The sequence below is a fragment of the Cellulosimicrobium sp. GQ32 genome (assembly GCF_059758455.1).
On sequence record NZ_JCAXEP010000005.1, the window covers coordinates 191,241 to 209,430 of the forward strand.

General features: G+C 72.0%; 10 protein-coding genes. 4 read left to right on the forward strand and 6 right to left on the reverse strand.

The genetic code is table 11. From position 1 onward, the window contains the following. Positions 1-104: 104 nt before the first annotated feature. Positions 105-2,006 (reverse strand): glucoamylase family protein, encoded by a 1,902-nt coding sequence (locus AC6CH9_RS10540; RefSeq protein ID WP_498154840.1) that lies wholly within the window; start codon positions 2,004-2,006, stop codon positions 105-107. A 412-nt stretch (positions 2,007-2,418) separates the two neighbouring features. Between AC6CH9_RS10540 and AC6CH9_RS10545 the strand changes: the two genes are divergently transcribed. Further along, entirely contained in the window at positions 2,419-2,955 is a 537-nt protein-coding gene (locus tag AC6CH9_RS10545) for a hypothetical protein (RefSeq protein ID WP_498154841.1), read from the forward strand. 347 nt (positions 2,956-3,302) lie between these two features. Here the strand turns inward: AC6CH9_RS10545 and AC6CH9_RS10550 are convergent, their stop codons facing one another. From AC6CH9_RS10550 to AC6CH9_RS10560, 3 genes are all read right to left on the reverse strand, one after another. Next, entirely contained in the window at positions 3,303-5,126 is a 1,824-nt protein-coding gene (locus AC6CH9_RS10550) for a DUF5979 domain-containing protein (RefSeq protein ID WP_498154842.1), read from the reverse strand. Positions 5,127-5,356: 230 nt separating this feature from the next. Next, a complete protein-coding gene (locus AC6CH9_RS10555) occupies positions 5,357-10,861 on the reverse strand; it encodes a DUF7927 domain-containing protein (RefSeq protein WP_498154843.1) in 5,505 nt (1,834 codons plus the stop codon). 985 nt (positions 10,862-11,846) lie between these two features. After that, entirely contained in the window at positions 11,847-12,125 is a 279-nt protein-coding gene (locus AC6CH9_RS10560; protein WP_498154844.1) for a hypothetical protein, read from the reverse strand. Between the two features lie 329 nt (positions 12,126-12,454). On the opposite strand from AC6CH9_RS10560, the gene AC6CH9_RS10565 reads away from it, so the two are divergent. From AC6CH9_RS10565 to AC6CH9_RS10575, 3 genes are read left to right on the forward strand one after another with little or no spacing between them, the layout of a single operon-like run. Continuing rightward, complete coding sequence (locus AC6CH9_RS10565) at positions 12,455-13,135, forward strand: LuxR C-terminal-related transcriptional regulator (protein WP_498154845.1); 681 nt, start codon at positions 12,455-12,457, stop codon at positions 13,133-13,135. Further along, the gene (locus tag AC6CH9_RS10570) at positions 13,132-14,334 is read left to right on the forward strand and encodes a sensor histidine kinase (protein ID WP_498154846.1); all 1,203 of its coding nucleotides are present in this window, start codon (positions 13,132-13,134) and stop codon (positions 14,332-14,334) included. The genes AC6CH9_RS10565 and AC6CH9_RS10570 overlap by 4 nt, the downstream gene beginning before the upstream one ends. Next, positions 14,331-15,323 (forward strand): DUF8320 family protein, encoded by a 993-nt coding sequence (locus AC6CH9_RS10575; protein ID WP_498154847.1) that lies wholly within the window; start codon positions 14,331-14,333, stop codon positions 15,321-15,323. Before AC6CH9_RS10570 ends, AC6CH9_RS10575 begins: the two co-directional genes overlap by 4 nt. A 12-nt stretch (positions 15,324-15,335) precedes the next feature. Here the strand turns inward: AC6CH9_RS10575 and AC6CH9_RS10580 are convergent, their stop codons facing one another. Together AC6CH9_RS10580 and AC6CH9_RS10585 are read right to left on the reverse strand one after the other, a co-directional pair. Beyond that, positions 15,336-16,208, reverse strand: coding sequence for a VOC family protein (locus tag AC6CH9_RS10580; protein ID WP_498154848.1), 873 nt, complete (start codon positions 16,206-16,208; stop codon positions 15,336-15,338). After that, complete coding sequence (locus AC6CH9_RS10585; protein WP_498154849.1) at positions 16,205-18,127, reverse strand: sensor histidine kinase; 1,923 nt, start codon at positions 18,125-18,127, stop codon at positions 16,205-16,207. The genes AC6CH9_RS10580 and AC6CH9_RS10585 overlap by 4 nt, the downstream gene beginning before the upstream one ends. Between the last annotated feature and the right edge of the window lie 63 nt (positions 18,128-18,190).

The window sequence follows — 18,190 nt, forward strand, 5'->3', positions numbered from 1 at the left end:
GGTCCGGACGCCCGCCTCGGCACGCCCGGACCACGACGGACGGGAGGGACGCGTTCGCGTCCCTCCCGTCACCGGTGCCGGTCCATCGACGCGGCGGCGGCCGGTCAGCCGCAGGAGACGCCCGCGTAGCGGTACGACAGCTCCTGGGTCGACGACCCGTCGCCGGACGTGACCGTCACCGTCGCGGTGCCGGCCGGGATCTCCGCCGCGCGGGCCGCGAACGACTGGTACGCGCTGCGGTGCGGGACGACGTCGTCGAACGACCGCGTCCCGTAGGGGGTGGCGAGCGTGACGTCCGCGCGCCCGTCACCCGTGCTCGTCGCCCGGACGGCGACGTGGGCGCGGCCCGCGAGGCAGCGCGCCTGGACCTGGACGTCGGCGCCCACACCGGGCGTGAGGTCCGCCGTGGCCGAGAAGGTCTCCGCCTCCATGAGGGGGCGCAGGCGCTGCTCGAGCTCGTCGTCGACGAAGTAGTCCTTGAGGCGCGAGTCGTCGAGGACGTTGCCGATCGCGGCGACGATCATCGCCTGGTCGAGCGACAGGTAACGCTCGGCGACCGTGCCCGAGCGGACCGCGACGGAGTCGTAGAACCCGCCGGGGCCGTAGGCGCCGAGGTCGTCGGCGAGGTGGGCCAGGTTGTCGAGCACGCCCTCGGTGTCGTACGCGAGGCCGAGGAACGACGCGTGCGGCGTGACGACTCCGTCGCCGAACTCCGGCGCGGGGTTGGTCGCCTCGCGGCAGCCCTCGAACCCGAGGTCGACGTCGGTCTCGCCGTCGGACAGGTAGCCGTCCGAGCGCAGGCCGATCGCGTCGACGCCGTACTCCGCGTACCCGCCGAAGGGGTTGCTCGCGGGCGAGAAGCCCCAGGCCCCGTAGCCGGCCTCGTCGAGGCCGTGCTCCTTGTGCGCGCGCACGACGAGCGGGTGGTTGACGCCCCACGACGTCGGCCCCCACTCCGCCTCGGGGACGAGCATGTCCGGCATGAGCGCCTCGAACATCGAGCCGCCCCAGCCCGGCACGACCGCGAGGTCGCGGTACCGGTACGCGCCCTCGAAGACGGGCACGCCCAGGTACTCGCGCGTCTCGCCGATCGGCTTCTGCTCCTGCCAGGACCAGTCGCACGTGTCCGGGAAGGTCCGGTAGCTCGCGTAGTACGCCTCGGGAGGCACCTCGCCCTCCGCGATGCCGAGGTACGTCGCGATGCGCGTCTCCGAGACCGTCGTGTCGTAGTGGTGGCACGTGTAGAACACGTCCGTGCCCGTGCCGAGGTAGTCGCCCGCGACCGAGCAGCCGGGCGGCTCCTCGTCCCAGAACCCGCCACGCAGCAGCCCGACGCCGAGGTCCGGACGCGCGTCGGGGTTGTAGAACGCACCGAAGTGCATGTCGTCGTAGATCGCGCGCGCCTCGTCCGCGAGGCTCGGCTCCGCCTCCGCGACGACGCGCAGGCCCGCGGCCAACCAGCCGTTGTCCACCGAGCTGAGGAACTGGTGCACCTGGTTGCCGTCGTCCGGCCAGGTCTCGACCCTGTCGCCGGTCGCGGGGTCGTACCAGTTGTAGAACATCCCGCTCGCGTCGTGCCGGTCGAGAGCAGCCAGCGTGTCGAGCGTCGTCGCGAGACGGTCGTGCGCCACCGCAGCGTCCACCAGACCGAGGTCGCGCGCGACGACGGTGGACCACAGCCACCCGCCGATGTTCGTCGGCGACGTGTACGCGCTGCTCGACGCCGGGTCCAGGTCGCCCTCGATGTTGTCCGCGGGCAGGCCGGTCCGCTCGTCCGTCATGGCGACCAGCGACGCGTAGGTGTCCCCCACGTACGTCTCGAGCGTCGCCCGCTGAGCCCCCGTCAGATCGGGCCGCCCGACGTCGGACGTCGCCGCGGTCGGAACGTCTCCTGCCGCCGCGGGGACGGTCAGTCCGGTCACGAGCGTCACCCCGCCGACGATCCCGGCGACGGCCCTCCGGCGGCGTCGCGTCGGCCGGTGCACGCGGTCGGTCGATCCTTGCATCAGGCACTCCTTCGTGTCGGTTCGAAATTTCGCAGCAGATTTCCGAACGTGGCGCCGGAGGATAGCCCGGCCACCGGAGAGCGTCAACGGTCTCGACGCGAGACCGACCGTCGACGTCTCCGGGCCGGCCCCCTGCGCCGCCCCGGAGACGTCGACGGTGACGACCCGGAGGCGCCGCGGGGAAGAACTCCCCCACACCTGGACCTCGGGCGTCGCTATGGAGGACACGGGGCGCGTCGCGCTATGACGCGACCTCGGCGACGGGCCCAGACGGGTGCGCACCACCCCTTCAGGCGCCTGCGTCATGCAGCCCACCCCCTCGTGTCCACATGGGTGGGACGCCACCCCACCTGGTGCGCGTCGACGTGGTCCAGCGGTCAAGGCCCTGGCGGGCCGAGGGAGCGAAGGAAGAATGGTGCTGGAGAAGTCGCGGGTCGTCGATCGGGCCGTCTGGGTTCGTGCGGACCCGCCCCGGACGCGGCACCGGAGCCCCGGGCGCGGGCTCCCGGGCCGGGCGCTCGTCGTGAGCGCGTGCCTCGCGCTGAGCGCCTTCACCACCGGGTTCGTCGTCACCGCGACCGTCAGCCTCTCGACGCAGCGACAGCTCGAAGCGCTCACCCTCACCCACCGCACCGCGGACACCCGGGTTCGGCAGGCAGAGGACTTCCTGCGCGAGGCGGTCTCCACCGGCAACCAGGTCTACCGCACCTCCGCGGGGCGGGTCCCCGACGACGCCGTGCGCGTCGCGCTCGCCGGCGCGCTCGAGGACGCCCAGGACGTCCTGCCCGACGAGGAGAGGCCCGGTTACGAGGATCCGCGCTTCCGCTTCTTCGCCCACGCGGAGGCGTCGATCCGAGACGCAGACCTCGAGCGCGCCTCGTTCGAGCGGCACTCCACGTCCGTCGCAGCTGCGACGGCTGCGGTCCGTGACGCGCAGGACCGAGAATGACCGGCCCAGCGGAACCGCGAGCGCCGGGCCCCCGCGAACGCTCGAAGCCGGTCACGACGCGGAGGGTTTCGCTGCCCTCGTCGTCCCGGAGACCGATGCGCAGGCAGCGATCCGAGGGAGGCGCGCGGGCCGCCTCGCCTGGAAGGGTGGGGGCGAGAGCGACCCGCGCGCCACCCGAGGCTGTGACGCCTCGGGCGAGCCACGCGCAGACGGGAGGAGAGCACGCGTGGCCGTGGGTGTGACGGTCGGGACGGAGTCGGGCGACCGCCACATCTGTCAGGACACGAGAAGTCGGAGCGGATGACGCCGGACGGTCGTCCGCCGTCGGTCACGACCGTGCGCTTCCGTCACGAGGCTCGCGCCCTTCGGGACAGCAGCACGGCCGCGAGACCGAGAGCGAGGAGCGCCGCGGCGACGGCGACCGCCGCGGCCACTCCGGCGCCCGTCGTCGCGAGCGACGACCCGGGCTCGGCCGGCCCAGGCTCTGCCGGCTCTGCGGGCTCGACGGGCACCGTCGGCACGTCGGCGTGGTTGGTCAAGGTGACCTGCACCGTCGTCCCGTCGCCGACGACCACGCGCGCGGTGCCGTCCGCCAGGGCCTCGACGCCGTGGCCCGAGAACACGGGCTCCTTCCACACCACTCCCTCGACGGTCGCCGGCTCGACCTCGTCGAGCGTCACGACGGCGCCCACCGGGAGGTTCGCGAGGTCGGACGTCGTCCCGTCGGACACGACCACCTCGCCCGACACCTCACCCGTGCCGGTGTCGTACGTGTAGGCGACCGTGTACTCGGTCGCGCTGGGCACTGCGTCCGCGGCGTCCCCTTCGACGAGCTTGGTCACGGCGATCCGGCCCACGTGCGCGTCGAACGTGTTGGTCGCGACGACCTGGATGACCTCGGGCGAGTCCGCGGTGACCTCGATCCGCCCCGCCGGGGCGAAGGCGACCCTGTCGGCGCCGCCGTCGTGCGTCTCGGCGAGCTCGCACGTGGCGCCCACGGGCACTGCGGCAAAGCTGATCGTCCCGCCGGCCGACACCTCGGCGGACTGCGGGAACCCCGGCAGCGGGCTGCCTTCGTCGTCGACGCACGCGAGCTCGAACTCGAACGGCCCAACCGCTGTCCCCGCGCCGTCGCCGTCGACCTGCTTGAGCAGGAGGATCGAGCGCACGCCTTCACCGAAGGCGTTGCCGCCGGCCCGCACGTAGTGCGCCAGCGCCGTGACATCCCCGACGGACGTGCCCGCGACGGTGTTCTCGAACCTGTCCCCCGGACGGACGTCGTCCGGGAGGGCCGTCTCGTAGCTGATCGCGTAGACGAAGCCCGCACCGCGGGCGTCCGGCACGCTGAACGTGAGCTGGTGGGCGCCCGGCCCGTGCTCGAGGGTGAACTGGTCGCTGGTGAGCGGGGTCGCGGCAGCCGCGAAGCTCCCGCCGTTCCAGTCCTCCGCCGCGAAGTAGGCGATCGAGAAGCTGGCGGGGTCGAGCTCCAGGCGCGGGTCCCGCGTGTCGGTGAGCACGACGGGCTCCCCGTCCTCGTCCGTGAGGTACTCGCCGGGGATCAGCACCTGCCAGGCGATCGTCGACCTCGCGAGATCGAGCTGACCGCTCTTGCGGGGCGTCGCGGGTGCGGGGTTCTCTCGCACGCCGACCCCACCACCCGGAACGCCGGCAGGGATCTCCACGCCTCCACCCGTCGTGAAGACGATCGTGTCCTCCTCTGACGTCTCCGTCACCTGGGCGAGGAAGTGCAGGCTCCCGTGGACACCCGTGTGCGTCGAGACGTACTCGCCGAGGACGCACACGATCTCCTCGACCTCGACGGTGCACGAGCCGACGACGGCCGCGGACGGGTCCTTCAGGTCGAAGGCGTCCCGGAACCCGACGACACGCGGCGTCGTCGGAAGAGCCAGTCGGAACGTGTCGCCAGGGTGCGCGCTGTCGGGCACGGCCCACGTCGCGTCGACGCGGACGGAGTCCCACTGCTGGACGGTGCCGCTCGGGTGCGAGACCGTGACGCCGGTGATCGCGTCGATCTCGACGGCTGCCGCGGACGACGCGGCGGCGGTCACGCCGACGAGCCCGAGCAGCAGCGTCATGGTCGATGCCAGCGCCCACGCGAGGGCTGGTCGTCTGCTCGCCCGCGCCGGGCGTGCCGAGGGCTGGGTGGACATGCTCCTCCTCGCAGAGATCATGGAGGGGATCCGTCGGATCCCCGTACATGACTCCTGGACACATGTCCGTGCTCACTCTGACGCCGTCGCGTGGGAGTCGTCACCTGGCGTGCGGCCCAGCGCGGAACCGGCGTGGCGGGCCTGCTGACCACGTCCCAGGTGGTCTCCGGCAGCACGACGCTCTCGGCCCGACCGTCGCGAGTCCGGGCCGAGAGCGTCGTGTCCGCTCGTCAGCTGTCGGAGAGCGCTCCTGTCCCGCGGTCCACGCCACGCCGCCGCCCGCTGAGCTGCAGCGCGATCCCCAGCAGCAGGAGCAGCGACCCGACACCGACGACCCCGACGAGTGCCGAGCCTGTGTGGGCGAGGCCCTTCGACGGAGGATCGGGTACCACCGGAGCGGGCGGCTGCGTCGGGTTCTGCGTGCAGAGCGGGTTCTCCGCGACACACTCCGAGGCCGGTGACACGCCCGTCGGCACGAGGAAGTTCACCAGGAGGTGGTCGCCCTGATCCGGATGCGGTCGCACGCGGACCTGGTACGTGACGGTCGCCGTCTCCGCGGGCTCCACGGTGCCCGTCACGAGCAGCGCGTCCGCGGTCGGCCCCGACACGTCGAGACCGCCCGTGGTGGTCACGTTCCCGACCCAGACCGCGTCGTCGAGCACGCCCGCGAGGTGGTCGGTGAAGTCCACCGCGACCGCCCCTTGCCCGGTGTTCTCGAACGCGAGGGTGTAGGTGAGGACCTGTCCCTCCCGAACCGTCGTCCCGGACTCGGGCGACACGCTCTTCGACGGCGCGATCTCACCCACGAGGTTCGTCGTGCAGTCAGAAATGTCGAGCGCTGCCAGCGCCTCGACCAGCTCCTCCGCGCCCGTCGCCAGGGACGACGCCGCGACGGGAGCGCCTGGTTCGCACACCGGCTCGGTCGGGGCCTCCTCGCCGGGCCGGAGGAGGAAGTTCGCGATGACGTCGTCCCCGCGCTCGCCCGCGGGCCGCACGAGCACCTCGTACGTCACGGTGACGACCTGGCCCGGTTCGAGCGACCCGGTGATCGAGATCCGGTTCGTGTCTCGCGTCGCGACGAGCGCCGTGTCCGACGCCGCGGGCTCGACGGTCAGGTCGGCGTCGTCGAGCACGTGGGTCAGGTCGTCGACCCGGTCGACGGAACCCGGCGCCTGACCCACGTTCGCGAAGGTGAGCGTGTAGACGAGGCGTCGCCCCGCGACGACCGGTGTCCCGGACGCGGGGTCGACCGACTTCCCCGCGACGATCTCCGGGACGGGGTGCTCGGTGCACCTCGGGTCGCCTGCCTCGCAGGTCGCGGGTGGCTCCTCTCCCCGCTCCAGGAGCACGTTGCCCAACCGGTTGTCGCCGCGAGCACCGTCCGGCCGGACGGTCACGGTGTAGGAGACCGTCACCGTCTGCCCGGCGGCGAGCGTTCCGGTCACGGCGATGGCACCGTCGGTCCCGCTGCTGACGGTCAGCGCCGGGTCCGACGACTGCGGGGACACCGTGAGGTCCGCGTCGTCGAGCACGCCCGACAGGTCGTCGACGTAGTCGACCGGGCCGGGCGCCTGGCCCGTGTTCGCGAACGTGAGGGTGTACGTCACGTCCTGGTCCGGCAGGACCGTCGTCCCCGAGGCCGGGTCGGCGGACTTTGCTGCCCCGACGTTCGGGAGCGGCGTGACCGTGCAGGTCGCATCGCCGTCCACGCACGTGGTGGGCGGTGCCTCACCGGTGCTGACGAGGAAGTTGTCCGCGGAGTCGTTGCCTCGGCTCGCCTCGTCGTTGACCTCGACCTGGTACGTCACGGTGACGGTCTGGCCGGCGGCCAGCTCGCCGGTCACCCGGAACGAACCGTCGACCACGTCGGAGACGACCAGGGCGTCGTCCGACGCGGAGGGAGGAGTGGTCATCGTCGTGTCGTCGAGGACGTCGTCGAGGAGGTCCGTGCTGTCGACCGCGACCGGCCCCTGGCCCTGGTTGTCGAACGTCAGCGTGTACGTCAGGACCGTCCCCGCGACCACGGGGTCGGAGGAGGCCGAGACCGCCTTCCCGACCGCGAGCCGCCCGACGGGCGTGAGCGTGCAGTCCGGCCGCTGCGCGTCGCTCGGCTGGCACACCGGATCCACCGGTGGCGTCTCACCCGGAGTCAGCAGGAAGTTCGCCGCCAGGTCGTCACCGCGCTCACCGTCACCACGCACCGTCACCTGGTACGTCACCGTGAACGTCTCCCCCGCAGGAACCGGCCCCGCGATCGTGATGACCGCACCGTCACGCACCACCGACAGGTCGTCCGAACCCGGCTCGACCGTCACGTCCGCGTCGTCGAGCACGTGCGTCAGGTCGTCCACATGATCGACCTGACCGACACCCCGACCCACGTTCTCGAAGAACAACGTGTACGTCAGCACCGTCCCCGCCACCACCGGCGTCGCATCGGGTTCCACCGACTTCCACGACACGAGCTGCGCCACGGGGTGCTCGGTGCAGGAGACGGCGTCGTCCTCGCACTGCGGGTCGGTCGTGCCCGTCGGGGCGAGGACGTTGCCGAGCAGGTTGTCCCCCCGCTGACCGTCAGGGTCGACCGACACCGTGTAGCTCACCGTGACGGACTGACCGGGCGCGAGCGAGCCCGTGACGGTGAACGACCCGTCGGTCACGGCCGAGGCGACGAGCGTGCCGTCCGAGGCCGCGGGATCGGTGACGAGCGTGGCGTCGTCGAGCACGTCCGCGAGGTCGTCGGTGTGGTCGACCGGTCCGGTCGCCTCCCCCTCGTTCACGAACGTGAGGGTGTAGGTGACCTCGTCACCTGCCTGCACCGTGGTCCCCGGGGCGGGATCGGACGACTTCGACGCCACGACCAGCGGGATCGGGGTGCTGGTGCACCCCGCGTCACCCTCGTCGCACTCCGCAGGGGGCGTACCGCCCGGCGCGACGAGGAAGTTGTCCGCGCGGTTGTCGCCCCGCTCGGCGTCGGGCCGGACGGTCACCTCGTAGGTGACGGTCGCCGTCGTACCGGGCGCGAGCTCACCGCCGATGGCGAACCGCTCGGCCGCGACACCGCTCACCGTGACCGACGGCGTGTCCGACTCCGGGACGCCGGTGAGCTCGGCGTCGTCGAGCACACCCGCGAGGACGTCCTCGCGTGCGACGGGTGCCGTCACGGCGCCGGTGCTCTCGATCGTCACCGTGTAGGTGAGGACGGTGCCCGCGCGCACGGGGTCGTCGGACGCAGCCACCGACTTCGTGTAGACCACGGCGGCGATCGGCGTGCTCGTGCAGTTCGGGAGATCCGGGTCTGCCGGATCGCAGTCCGGCGTCGACGGCGGAGTCTCGTCCGGCCCGAGCAGGAAGTTCACCGCCGTGTCGTCGCCTCGCTCGCCGTCCGGGCGGACCGTGACGACGTAGCTCACGACGGCGGTCTGTCCGGGAGCGACGGAGCCCGTGATCGCGATCTCGTCACCGGTCCGGGTCGCGGCGAGCCCGACGCCCGCCACCGGCCCCTGCGTCACGTCGGCGTCGTCCGCCACGAACGCGAGGTCGTCCACCGCGTCGACGTCGGCCGGCGCCGCACCGAGGTTCTCGAAGAACAGCGTGTAGGTGATCGTCGAGCCGGCGACGACCGGGTCCGAGGATGCCTCGGCCTCCTTCCACTGGCGGAGGTTCGAACCGGGCACCACCACCGTCGCGCACGGGGGGGTTCCTGGGGAGACCGACCCCGGTAGGCAGGCCAGGTTCTCCAGCACGTGGTCACCGCCCGCCGTGTAGGTGAGCGTGTAGGAGACCGTCGCCGACTCACCGGCCGCGAGCGGCCCTTCCCACGAGATCACGGGAGACGTGAAGCCCGCGGTCCCCGACGAGGCGGTGATGCTCGACTCGTCGAGGTCTGCGTCGTCGAGCACGTCGCTCAGGTCGTCGTCCATCCGCGCGGGCGCCGAGGCCGTCGCGTCGCCGGGCCCGACGTTCGTCACGGTGACCGTGTACGTGACGGTGTTGCCGACCGCGGGGAGCGTCGACGTGCTCGCCGTCTTCGCGATCGTCAGGCGAGGCAGCTCGAGTCTCGTCTCCGCGCACGGCACCCCCGTGCCGGGGTCGACGCCTCCCACCGGCGGACTGCACGGCGGCGTCGGTCCGTTGCCGCGGAAGGCGACGTTGCGGACCAGGCCGTCACCGCTACCCGTGAGCGTCGCGGAGTAGGTCAGGACGACGGAGGACCCCTGGAGCAGGGGCCCCGACCAGGACAGCCGTGGGCTGGTGAACGACGGCGCGGCGCCGACGCTCGCGGTCGCGTCGGCGTTGTACGTCGCGTCGTCCAGGACTCCGGTCAGGTCGTCGGTGACGATGGCGGGGTTCGCGCTCGTGTAGGGCGCATCGCCCGTGTTCGTGGCGGTGACGGTGTACGTCACGACGTCGCCGATCCGTGTGTCCTCGGTCGCGTCCGACGACTTCGTGATGCTCAACGCCGGGGACGTCGGGCACGTCGTCGCGTCGTCCACGTTGTTGAGGGAGTTGGGGTCGCTCTCGTTCGCGAGGACGGAGGCGGTGTTCACGACGCACGCGGTCGCTCCCGGCGGCATGGTGGCCACGATCTGGATCGTCGTCGACCCCCCCGGCGGCAGAACCGCGCCCGTGCAGGTGATGAGGTTGAAGCCCCCGGTGCACCCTGGGGTGGGCGAGGACACTCCGGTGAGCGAGAACGGGACGGCGTCTCTCAGCGTGAACCCGCTGGACGTCCCCGGCCCGTTGTTCGTGACCGTCAGCGTGTACGTGAAGGTACCCCCTGGCGCGACCTCGGCGGGGCCGTCCTTCACGACCGCGAGGTCCGTGGGCAGGCCGGGCGACGCGGTGCCGTCGTTGTTGCTGCTCGACGGCCCCGCCTGCTGGCTGACGATCTCGAAGGTCGGGCTCGCCGACGTGGGGTTGTTGATGCGCACCTGCGTGACGACGCCGGACGCGTTGTCGGACAGACCGACGTTCCCGTTCCCGTAGACCCATTGGGCACCGAACGCCCCGCTCAACCCGAGGGACGCCGTGCTGAAGGCCGAGGTCTGGCCGGTCGTCGGGTTGATGCGGTAGGCGACCGTTCCCTCGTGGAACGCCCAGACGAACCCGTCCTTGAAGATGATGTCCGACGTGTTGGGGACGGGCTGGGACAGCGTGATCGGCGTCGCCACCAGCGTCGTGACGTTGACCGCGTACAACCGCGACATGACCGGGTCGGACGTGTCCGGCAGCGACGCGCGGACGAAGAAGGTGTCTGCCGACGCGCCCGCCCCGAACGTGCCGGCGTTCCAGTACTGGATGCCGGGGAGCGCGGGGAGCCCGCTGACGGTGCCGAGCACCGTGACGACGCCACCCTGTCCGACCCGGACCAGGTCGTTCTTCGACGCGACGGGGGTCCGCTGCATCCCGTAGATGTAGTTGTCGGACACCCGGTAGCCGATCCCGTTGTACCCGATGCCCGACGTCGGGCCGTCGGGGACGAACGTCACCGAGCCGGCACCCTGGATCGCGGTGTACATACCGGTGGGGTCGTTCTGCGCCACGAACACACGGGCCGGGTCCACGGGGAACGGGTCGCCGGGCGCGGCGACCGCGTCGGACGCCGTCCAGGGCAGGAGCGCTGACGACACGACGAGCGCCGTCGCCGCGGCGGCGAACCGCCTCCACGCCGTGCGGCGACGGACGGACCCGCGGCGCGGACTCTTCGTCCCTGACGTTCGATCGATCCTCATCAATCGCTCCCTGTCGGCTGGGTCGTGCGTTCCCGGTTCACCGCTGCGCGTGCGTGCCTCGTCCACCAGAGGTACCTGTGTCCTGCCCCTCCGGGGGCTGGGCGCGTCCGGTACCAGAGCTGCGTTCCACCGTTCGAAGACGTCGACGGTCGCCGTCCCCGTGCGCGCCGAACCTCCCTGCTCGTCCCGGCGCTGGCATCGGCTCCGACGCTACGGAGGTATCTCCTGGGCGACACCCGAGACCCCCTGTTTCTAGGGGGATGAAGTTGTGGGCGACAACCAGGCGCACGGGAGAAAACGGCCAAGTCGGCCGACGCGGCACCACGGGGTCGGTCCCGATGAAGCGGTGTGCGTCACCGTGGGCCGGGCGCCGTGTCCAGGCAGTACATGAGGACAGACAGCCAGACCCGTCACGCACCACCGTCGCTGCCGCCCTGGCCCGAGCGGGTCGCGCGGCACGATCGGCGCCGACGAGCCCACCTGGTCGTCGGCGTCCTCGCGTCGGTCTCAACGGTCCTTCTCGCCGTCGTCTGGCCCGTCGGTCTGGTGGCCTGAGCCCGGGGGACTGTCGGTCGGACGCACTCGCGTCGCCGAGTCCGGTCCCGAGGAGGTGACGAGCACAGCAGACGCACGGAAGCCGTGCTCGAGACGAGCGATCCGCGCCTCCAGCCGACCGAGCTCGGCGCGCAGCTGCGCGCGGTAGGCGCCCACCGCAGGTGGGTGCACCTGCATCCCGATCACCCGCCCGCCGACCCGGATCGCGCTCTCGAACCCCTCGAGCTGACGCCGCGCGAGCGCTGCGTCACCTCGAAGGACCGTGAGACGCGCGTCGCGAGCCTCACGGACGGCCGCCGCCGGAGGAAGCTCTCTGCAGTGGCGGTGCATGATGTCGAGGGTGAGGTCGGGCACGGGGCTCCCATCGGATGCCGAGAAGACTGTGTCGACTCCCATGACCCCGTCCCAGGGCCCGGATGACGGCGGACGGTCAGTCACGGAGCGCCACGCAGCCCTCGGCGCCGGAGAGCGTGTCCGCGGCGGACTGGAAGGCCAGCGCCGACCACACGTCGATCACGTGCTCGTCGCTCCACCCGAGCAGGGCGAGCTCCAGGTCACCGATCACCGCGGCCGCGCCGGCCCACCACGACCCGCTCCGTGCTTCTGAGCGAGCGAGGCCGTCCACGAAGACCCACACCAGCGCACGGCGGAGCTCCTGATCCGTCTCGGCGCTGTGCAGCGACGCGGACATCGAGTCGACGACGCTCATCACACCCCGTGAGTACGGCTCCGACCCGTCGCCGTGCCGACGGCGTGCACGCAGGACATAGGCCGCCGTCGCCTGCCGCAGGGTCCTCATCGATCGTCGGGTCCTGGGCCGTCCGTGCCGGCCGTCGTCAAGCACACTCACACCCGACATGACCCGTACCACGGGACGGCGATGACGCGAGTCCCGGATCGGAGACCGGTCGGTCCTGTGCTCACCCTGGAAACGGGGGCGCGAATTCCCCACCTCTGGAAGACTTCGCATGACGTGCCGGCGTGACTGTTTCCGGGGGCCTGTGCTCGATGGCCCTGACGAGAGGAGCGTGGATGGCCGTGAGCGAACCACCCGTCCGCCCTTCAGACGCCGCTGGACACTGGCGCGGCGCTCGGCTCGGGGTCGTCGACGACCACGCCGCCATGAGGCTCGGGGTGGCAGGGCTCTTCGCCCAGACCCCCGACATCCGGGTCGTCGCCGGCGCGAGCGGAGTCCGCCCGCTGCTCAACGCGACGGACGACCTCGACCTCGTCCTGCTCGATCTTCGCCTGGCCGACGGGTCGACCCCGAGCCAGAACGTGCGGCTGCTCGCTGCCGCCGGGATCGACGCTCTCGCCTACACCTCCGGCGACGACCCGACACTCGTCCGCGAGGCCGCCCGTGCGGACGTCGTCGGCATGATCCGCAAGTCGGAACCCCCCGACGTCCTCGTCGAGGCAGTGAGGTCCGCCCTCCGCGGCGACGTCGTCGCCTCGACCGACTGGGCGGCCGCCCTCGACGGTGACGACGCCATCCCCGAGGCCGGGCTCACGTCGCGCGAGGCGCAGGTCCTCGAGCTCTACGCCTCGGGCGAGAAGGCCGAGCGCGTCGCGCACATCCTCGGCATCTCGCGCGAGACCGTGCTGGACCACGTCCGGAAGATCCGGGCGAAGTATGCCTCCGTCGACCGGCCCGCCAAGACGAAGATCGACCTGTTCCGACGAGCGATCGAGGACGGCATCATCGGGCCACCCTCATGAGCAGACGGCGGCACACCGAGCGGCTCTGGGGACGCGACGCGAGCCCGGCCGAGCACGTCGACCGCCGGCTCGGCTGGCTCATGTCTCTCGGTGGCGCGACTCTTGTCCTGGTCGCACTCTCTCGTGCGCGTCAGGGCTGGGTGCTCATGGAGCCGTGGTGGAACGCGGCGGCCATCGCACTTCTCGCCCTGTGCCTGGTCCCCGCCGTCCTCGGCGACGTCCTGCCGTTCCCCGCGCTCCGAGTCCTGTGGACGCTCACTCCGCCCGTCTACCTCGTCCTTCTCCTCACCTGGGCCGCCGCGGCGACGGCTCCTGCGGACACCACCGGGCAGGTCCCCTGGATCTGGGAGGTCGAGGCGTACGCGGTGACCGTCGTCCTCCTCGTCGCGCCGTGGCAGCTGGCTGCCGGGATGGCGCTCGTCACCCCGCTGGTGGTGCCTGCCACGATGTGGCTCGCCGACCTCCCCGTCACGACCTCGACCTGGGCGCAGGTGGCGACCCACGTCGGCAACGTGGCCTTCGTCGCGATCTTCGTCGCGATCAGGACCCAGCTCAGCCGACTCGCCGCGGCCGGGGCAGCCGCCGCAGAGAAGGAACGAGATCGCATCGCGGCAGTCGTCGCCGCCGCCGAGCACCAGAGGACGGCCACGATCGTGCACGACGAGATCCTGGCGACCCTTGCCCTCGCCGCACGCTCCGACTCGACGGCTACGCCGTCCCTCGTCGCGCAGGCCGCCCGTGCCCAGCGCGTGCTCGACCTGGAGACCGGCCTCGAACGCGACGAGGGCGGCCCGACCAGTGTGCGCAAGCTCGCCGAGGAGATCACCGCCCGGGTCGACGAGATCGTCCCTTCCGCACGGCTTCACGTCGAGGTCGGCACGGGATCGGTTCCGCAGGACGTGGCCGAGGCGGTGCTCGCCGCGACGGTAGAGGCGCTGCGCAACACGTGGCGGCACGCCCGCGACCCTGAGTCCGGTGTTCTTCGAGCAGTCGAGGTCGACGCCCGTGTCGACGCGCAGTCCATCGGCGTCGAGGTCCGCGACCACGGTCCAGGGTTCGACCCACGCGCCGTCCCGGTGCAGCGGCTCGGCATCAGACACAGCATCGTCGGGCGCATGCAGGCGCTGACCAACGGTTCCGGACTGGTCCGCTCCATCCCGTCCGAGGGCACGCGTGTGACCCTCCGGTGGCACGCGTGACGGTCCTGTCGAGGCCGACCCGGACTACCGGCGCCGCCTCCGGCCTCGGGACGCGCGCCGCGCGAGCAACGCTGATGATCGTCTGGGCGACCGGTGTCGTGCGCGTCGCGCTGGACTGGCACGAACGTGCCTGGTGGCAGTCCGTCGTCGGGCTCGCGGTCGTCCTCGTCGGCTCGCTCGTCCTCACGTCGCCGGGCGACGACGACCTGCCCGTCGTGCGCGCCTCGATCGTTGCCGCCGTGCCGGTGGTGAACGCCGTCCTCCTGCTCCCCACGTTGCCGGTCGCGCACGACGAGGTGTGGTTGCTCGACATCGGCGCCTATCTCGCAGCACTTCTGATGGTGCGAGGGTCGGTCGCTCTCGGTTGGATCGGCGGAGGCGCCCTGCTGCTGGGGCTGCTCGCCTGGATCACGGTGCACCGACCGAGCGCTCCCGAGGCGTTCGAGCTGGTCGTCCAGCCGGCGATCGCGCTCGCCATCGGTACGGTGTGGCGACGTCTGCTCGTCCGGACCACGTCCCGCATCACCGCCTACCGAGCGGCACAGCTGCGCGCACAGCTGCAGGCCGAGGTGACACGGGACCAGACGGCCCGCAGCCGTGCGCGCCTGGTCGCCGTCCAGGAGCGGGCGGCTCCCCTCCTTCACGAGATCGTCGAGTCCGGCGGACTCTCACCTGACGATCGAGCGCGAGCCCGCGAGGTCGAAGCAGGGCTCCGCGACGAGCTGCGTGCACCGATGGTGGCCGTGGCGCCTCTCGCTCAAGCGGTCGCGCTGGCGCGACGCCGCGGGGTCGACGTCCTCCTGCTCGACGACCGCGGGCCCGGCGCGGGCCCCGTGGACTCGCGCATCCTGAGCGAGGTCGCGACCCTCGTCGCGGCCCTCCGTCGCGGACGCGCGACAGTCAGGGCGCTCCCCCCGGGGCGGGACCATGCCCTGACGGTCGTCGTCGACGACGGGGACCGGACCGTGCGCCGTGAGTTCGACGACTGAACCGTGCAGACCTCACCACGGAACGGTGGGGTCCGTGGCCCTCACGGGCGGGGCGCCCGAGGTCGGTACGCGGGTGTCCGCCCCGCCCAGCGCCGAGGTACCTCGTAACGAGGGCACGGCAAGGCGCTGCACGCTCGCGTCGACGACGCCGAACACCTCGCCCCAGGGGCTCTTCACGATGCCCATCCGACCGAAGACACCGTCGGTGACAGGGGAGAGAACCGTCGAGCCGAGGCGTACGGCGCGGTCGACGGCGAGGTCGGCGTCGGTGGCGTTCAGCCAAGGGAGCCAGAACGCCGGTACGGACTCGGGAAGCGCGGTGTTGAGCTGAATACCGCCGATGAGCTCACCACCGTCCAGCGCATGGAACATGCTGTAGGGCGTTCGAGGACTGTCGACCGTGAGGTACGTGTAGTGGAAGAGCCTGCTGTAGAACTGGAGCGCGGTCTCGTAGCTCCGCGTGTGCAGGTCGCTCCAGGCGAGCGCGTGGCGCGGGCCGGGGCTCGAGCTCAGCACCCGACGTCCGGGGTCCCGCAACGCCAGCGCTGCCCCGTTCGGATCGAGGGCATGGACGAACTCCGAGGAGCGCCCCGAGCGCACCGGACCGACGTACCCGCCCGCGTCCCGGATGATCTGCACCGACGCTGCCAGGTCCGTGACCTCGAAGTGCGGCGTCCAGCCCTCCGACGCGTCGACGTCCATCGGTCCGATGCGGACGTGGTCGGCAGGGCACGTCGCAGTCACCCCTGCCGGGCCCGACGTCACCTCGAACCGCCAGCCGAAGAGGCTCGCGTAGTACGCGGCAGCTGCCTCCGGATCGGTCGTCGCCAGGGTGAGCCATCGCGGCGAGCCGGCTGTCCGGCGCACTCTTCCGGTCGTGGTCATGGGGTGCTCCCGTCCGTCGGGTCCGTCCGGCGGACCGCTGTGCGGTCCTGGTCCTGGTCGCCACCGAGAGGCACGACCGTGCGCTGCCCGTAGAGGGTGACCACCCCAGGGCGCGCGGCGCTCTCGTCGAACTGGTGCCACGGTCCGGCGACGTCCCGCGACGAGGGCGTGCCTGCGTCGGCGTGGTCGAGAACCTCGGGGGGCAGGAGGGTCGTCACCACGGTCCCCTCCCCCACGCCCGGTCTCTCGATCGTGGTGCGGGCGCCCGTCCTCTCGCCGAGGCGGCCGACGACGAGCAGCCCGAGCCTCCCGAGATCGATCAGGGCGTCGTCCGGCCTGGCGATCCGGGCGCGGGCCTTCTCCAGCGCAGCCCCGTCGAAGCCGATGCCGTGGTCCCGGACGCGGACGATCACGCAGGCGCCGTCCGTGGCCACCCGCACCTCGACGCGTGTGGAGGGCTGGGAGTACGTCGTCGCGTTGTCCAGCACCTCGGCGAAGAGGTGGATGAGGTCACCCGTCATCGGTCCTCGCACGAACGGGTCGCACGCTGCGACGATGTCGACCCGTGCGTACTGCTCGACCTGGGACGCCGCTGACCGGAGGACGTCGACGAGGCTCATCGGGGGGGCCGTCCGCCGGGTCGTCCTCGCCCCGGCGATGACCAGCAACGAGTCGCAGCTCCGGCGGAGCTGGGTAGCGAGGTGGTCGAGCCGGAACAGGCGGGAGAGCGCCTCGGGATCCTCCTCGAAGCGCTCGAACTCGTCGAGCAGGACGAGCTGGCGCCGGACGAGGCTCGACTCGCGCTGCGCAACGGTGCTGAGGGCCTCCTTCAAGGACGCTCGGTGTCTCGCCTGGGCGGTCGCCATGTCGACGGTGGTCGACACCAGCTCGTCGATCCGCCGCGAGACACGGCTGATCTCGTCGTCGCCCGTCGCCGGAGACCTCTGCGGGTCGACGCGGACCACGGTCCGGCCTTCCTCGATCCACCGCAACCTCGTCGGCAACGCGGCAACGCTCTCCTCGGTCCGAGCCGCGAGCTCCTCCAGCGGCCGGATCACGCTTCGCGCGAGGACCGGTGCGGCCACCGCAAGCCCTGTGACGGTCACCAGCGCGACCAGTCCGGCGGCCGCTCCGGTCACCAGGGAGGCCCTGGTCGCGGCACGAGCGGCCTCCGCCGATCGCTCCGCCAGGTGGTCCTGAGCCTCGCGGAGACTGGCCGCGTAGGCGCCGTACCCCGCCGGGCCTCCGTCCCTCGCCGGGACGAGCGCGGGGATCGCCGGCGGGTCGGAGACGTCCTGAACGGCCTGTTCCGCCGCGCGGGCGCTCCTCTCGGCGGCGGTGCGGAACGCGGCGTCGGCCAGCAGGTCCGGCTCGCCCGATGCCGTCCCCGCCCGTGCGAGCAGGTCCCAGGTCGACGCATCGACGGCGAGCACGTTCACGGCGGAGAGCGCATCCAGCTCATGAGCCAGCGCCCGGTCGGTGAGACCCCGGGCGAGGAGAGCGGGAAGCGTCGCCACCTCGTGGCGCATGCGCGCGTACGCGGTCGCGAGCTCGACCGCGCCGGCATCCCCGCGTGCAGCCCTCTCCCGGAGGTCGAGCCGCTCCGGGCCGCTTCGCGCGATCAGCTCGTCGGCGTGCTGCGCCACGTTCTCGGGGAGCGTGCCCGTGAGGGGCCGCATCTCGTCCAGCAGGGTGTCGAGGGCGATGTCGGTCGCTTCGTGAGCCCGCTCGGCCGTCGGCCCCGGGAGCCCGACGGCGGCCCGGGACTCCCGCTCGAGGGCGACGTCGAACGCCACGAGCCCCGGTGCGATCGACACCATGTGCTCCGCCGCCCGAACCTGCTCGTACGCCGACACCCGATCCTTGATGATCCAGCCCGCACCGCACGCGACGACGAGCACAGGGATCCACGACGCCACGAGCAGTCGTGCCCGGAGCGAGCCTGGGCGCCGACGGCTCGGTGGGCCGATCGGCCGGCGGCC

What these genes read in the sequence shown, in the direction of transcription:
- AC6CH9_RS10540 (WP_498154840.1), bottom strand. Translation starts at nt 2,006, where the DNA reads ATGCAAGGATCGACCGACCGCGTGCACCGGCCGACGCGACGCCGCCGG.
- AC6CH9_RS10545 (WP_498154841.1), top strand. Translation starts at nt 2,419, where the DNA reads ATGGTGCTGGAGAAGTCGCGGGTCGTCGATCGGGCCGTCTGGGTTCGT.
- AC6CH9_RS10550 (WP_498154842.1), bottom strand. Translation starts at nt 5,126, where the DNA reads ATGTCCACCCAGCCCTCGGCACGCCCGGCGCGGGCGAGCAGACGACCA.
- AC6CH9_RS10570 (WP_498154846.1), top strand. Translation starts at nt 13,132, where the DNA reads ATGAGCAGACGGCGGCACACCGAGCGGCTCTGGGGACGCGACGCGAGC.
- AC6CH9_RS10555 (WP_498154843.1), bottom strand. Translation starts at nt 10,861, where the DNA reads ATGAGGATCGATCGAACGTCAGGGACGAAGAGTCCGCGCCGCGGGTCC.
- AC6CH9_RS10560 (WP_498154844.1), bottom strand. Translation starts at nt 12,125, where the DNA reads ATGAGCGTCGTCGACTCGATGTCCGCGTCGCTGCACAGCGCCGAGACG.
- AC6CH9_RS10580 (WP_498154848.1), bottom strand. Translation starts at nt 16,208, where the DNA reads ATGACCACGACCGGAAGAGTGCGCCGGACAGCCGGCTCGCCGCGATGG.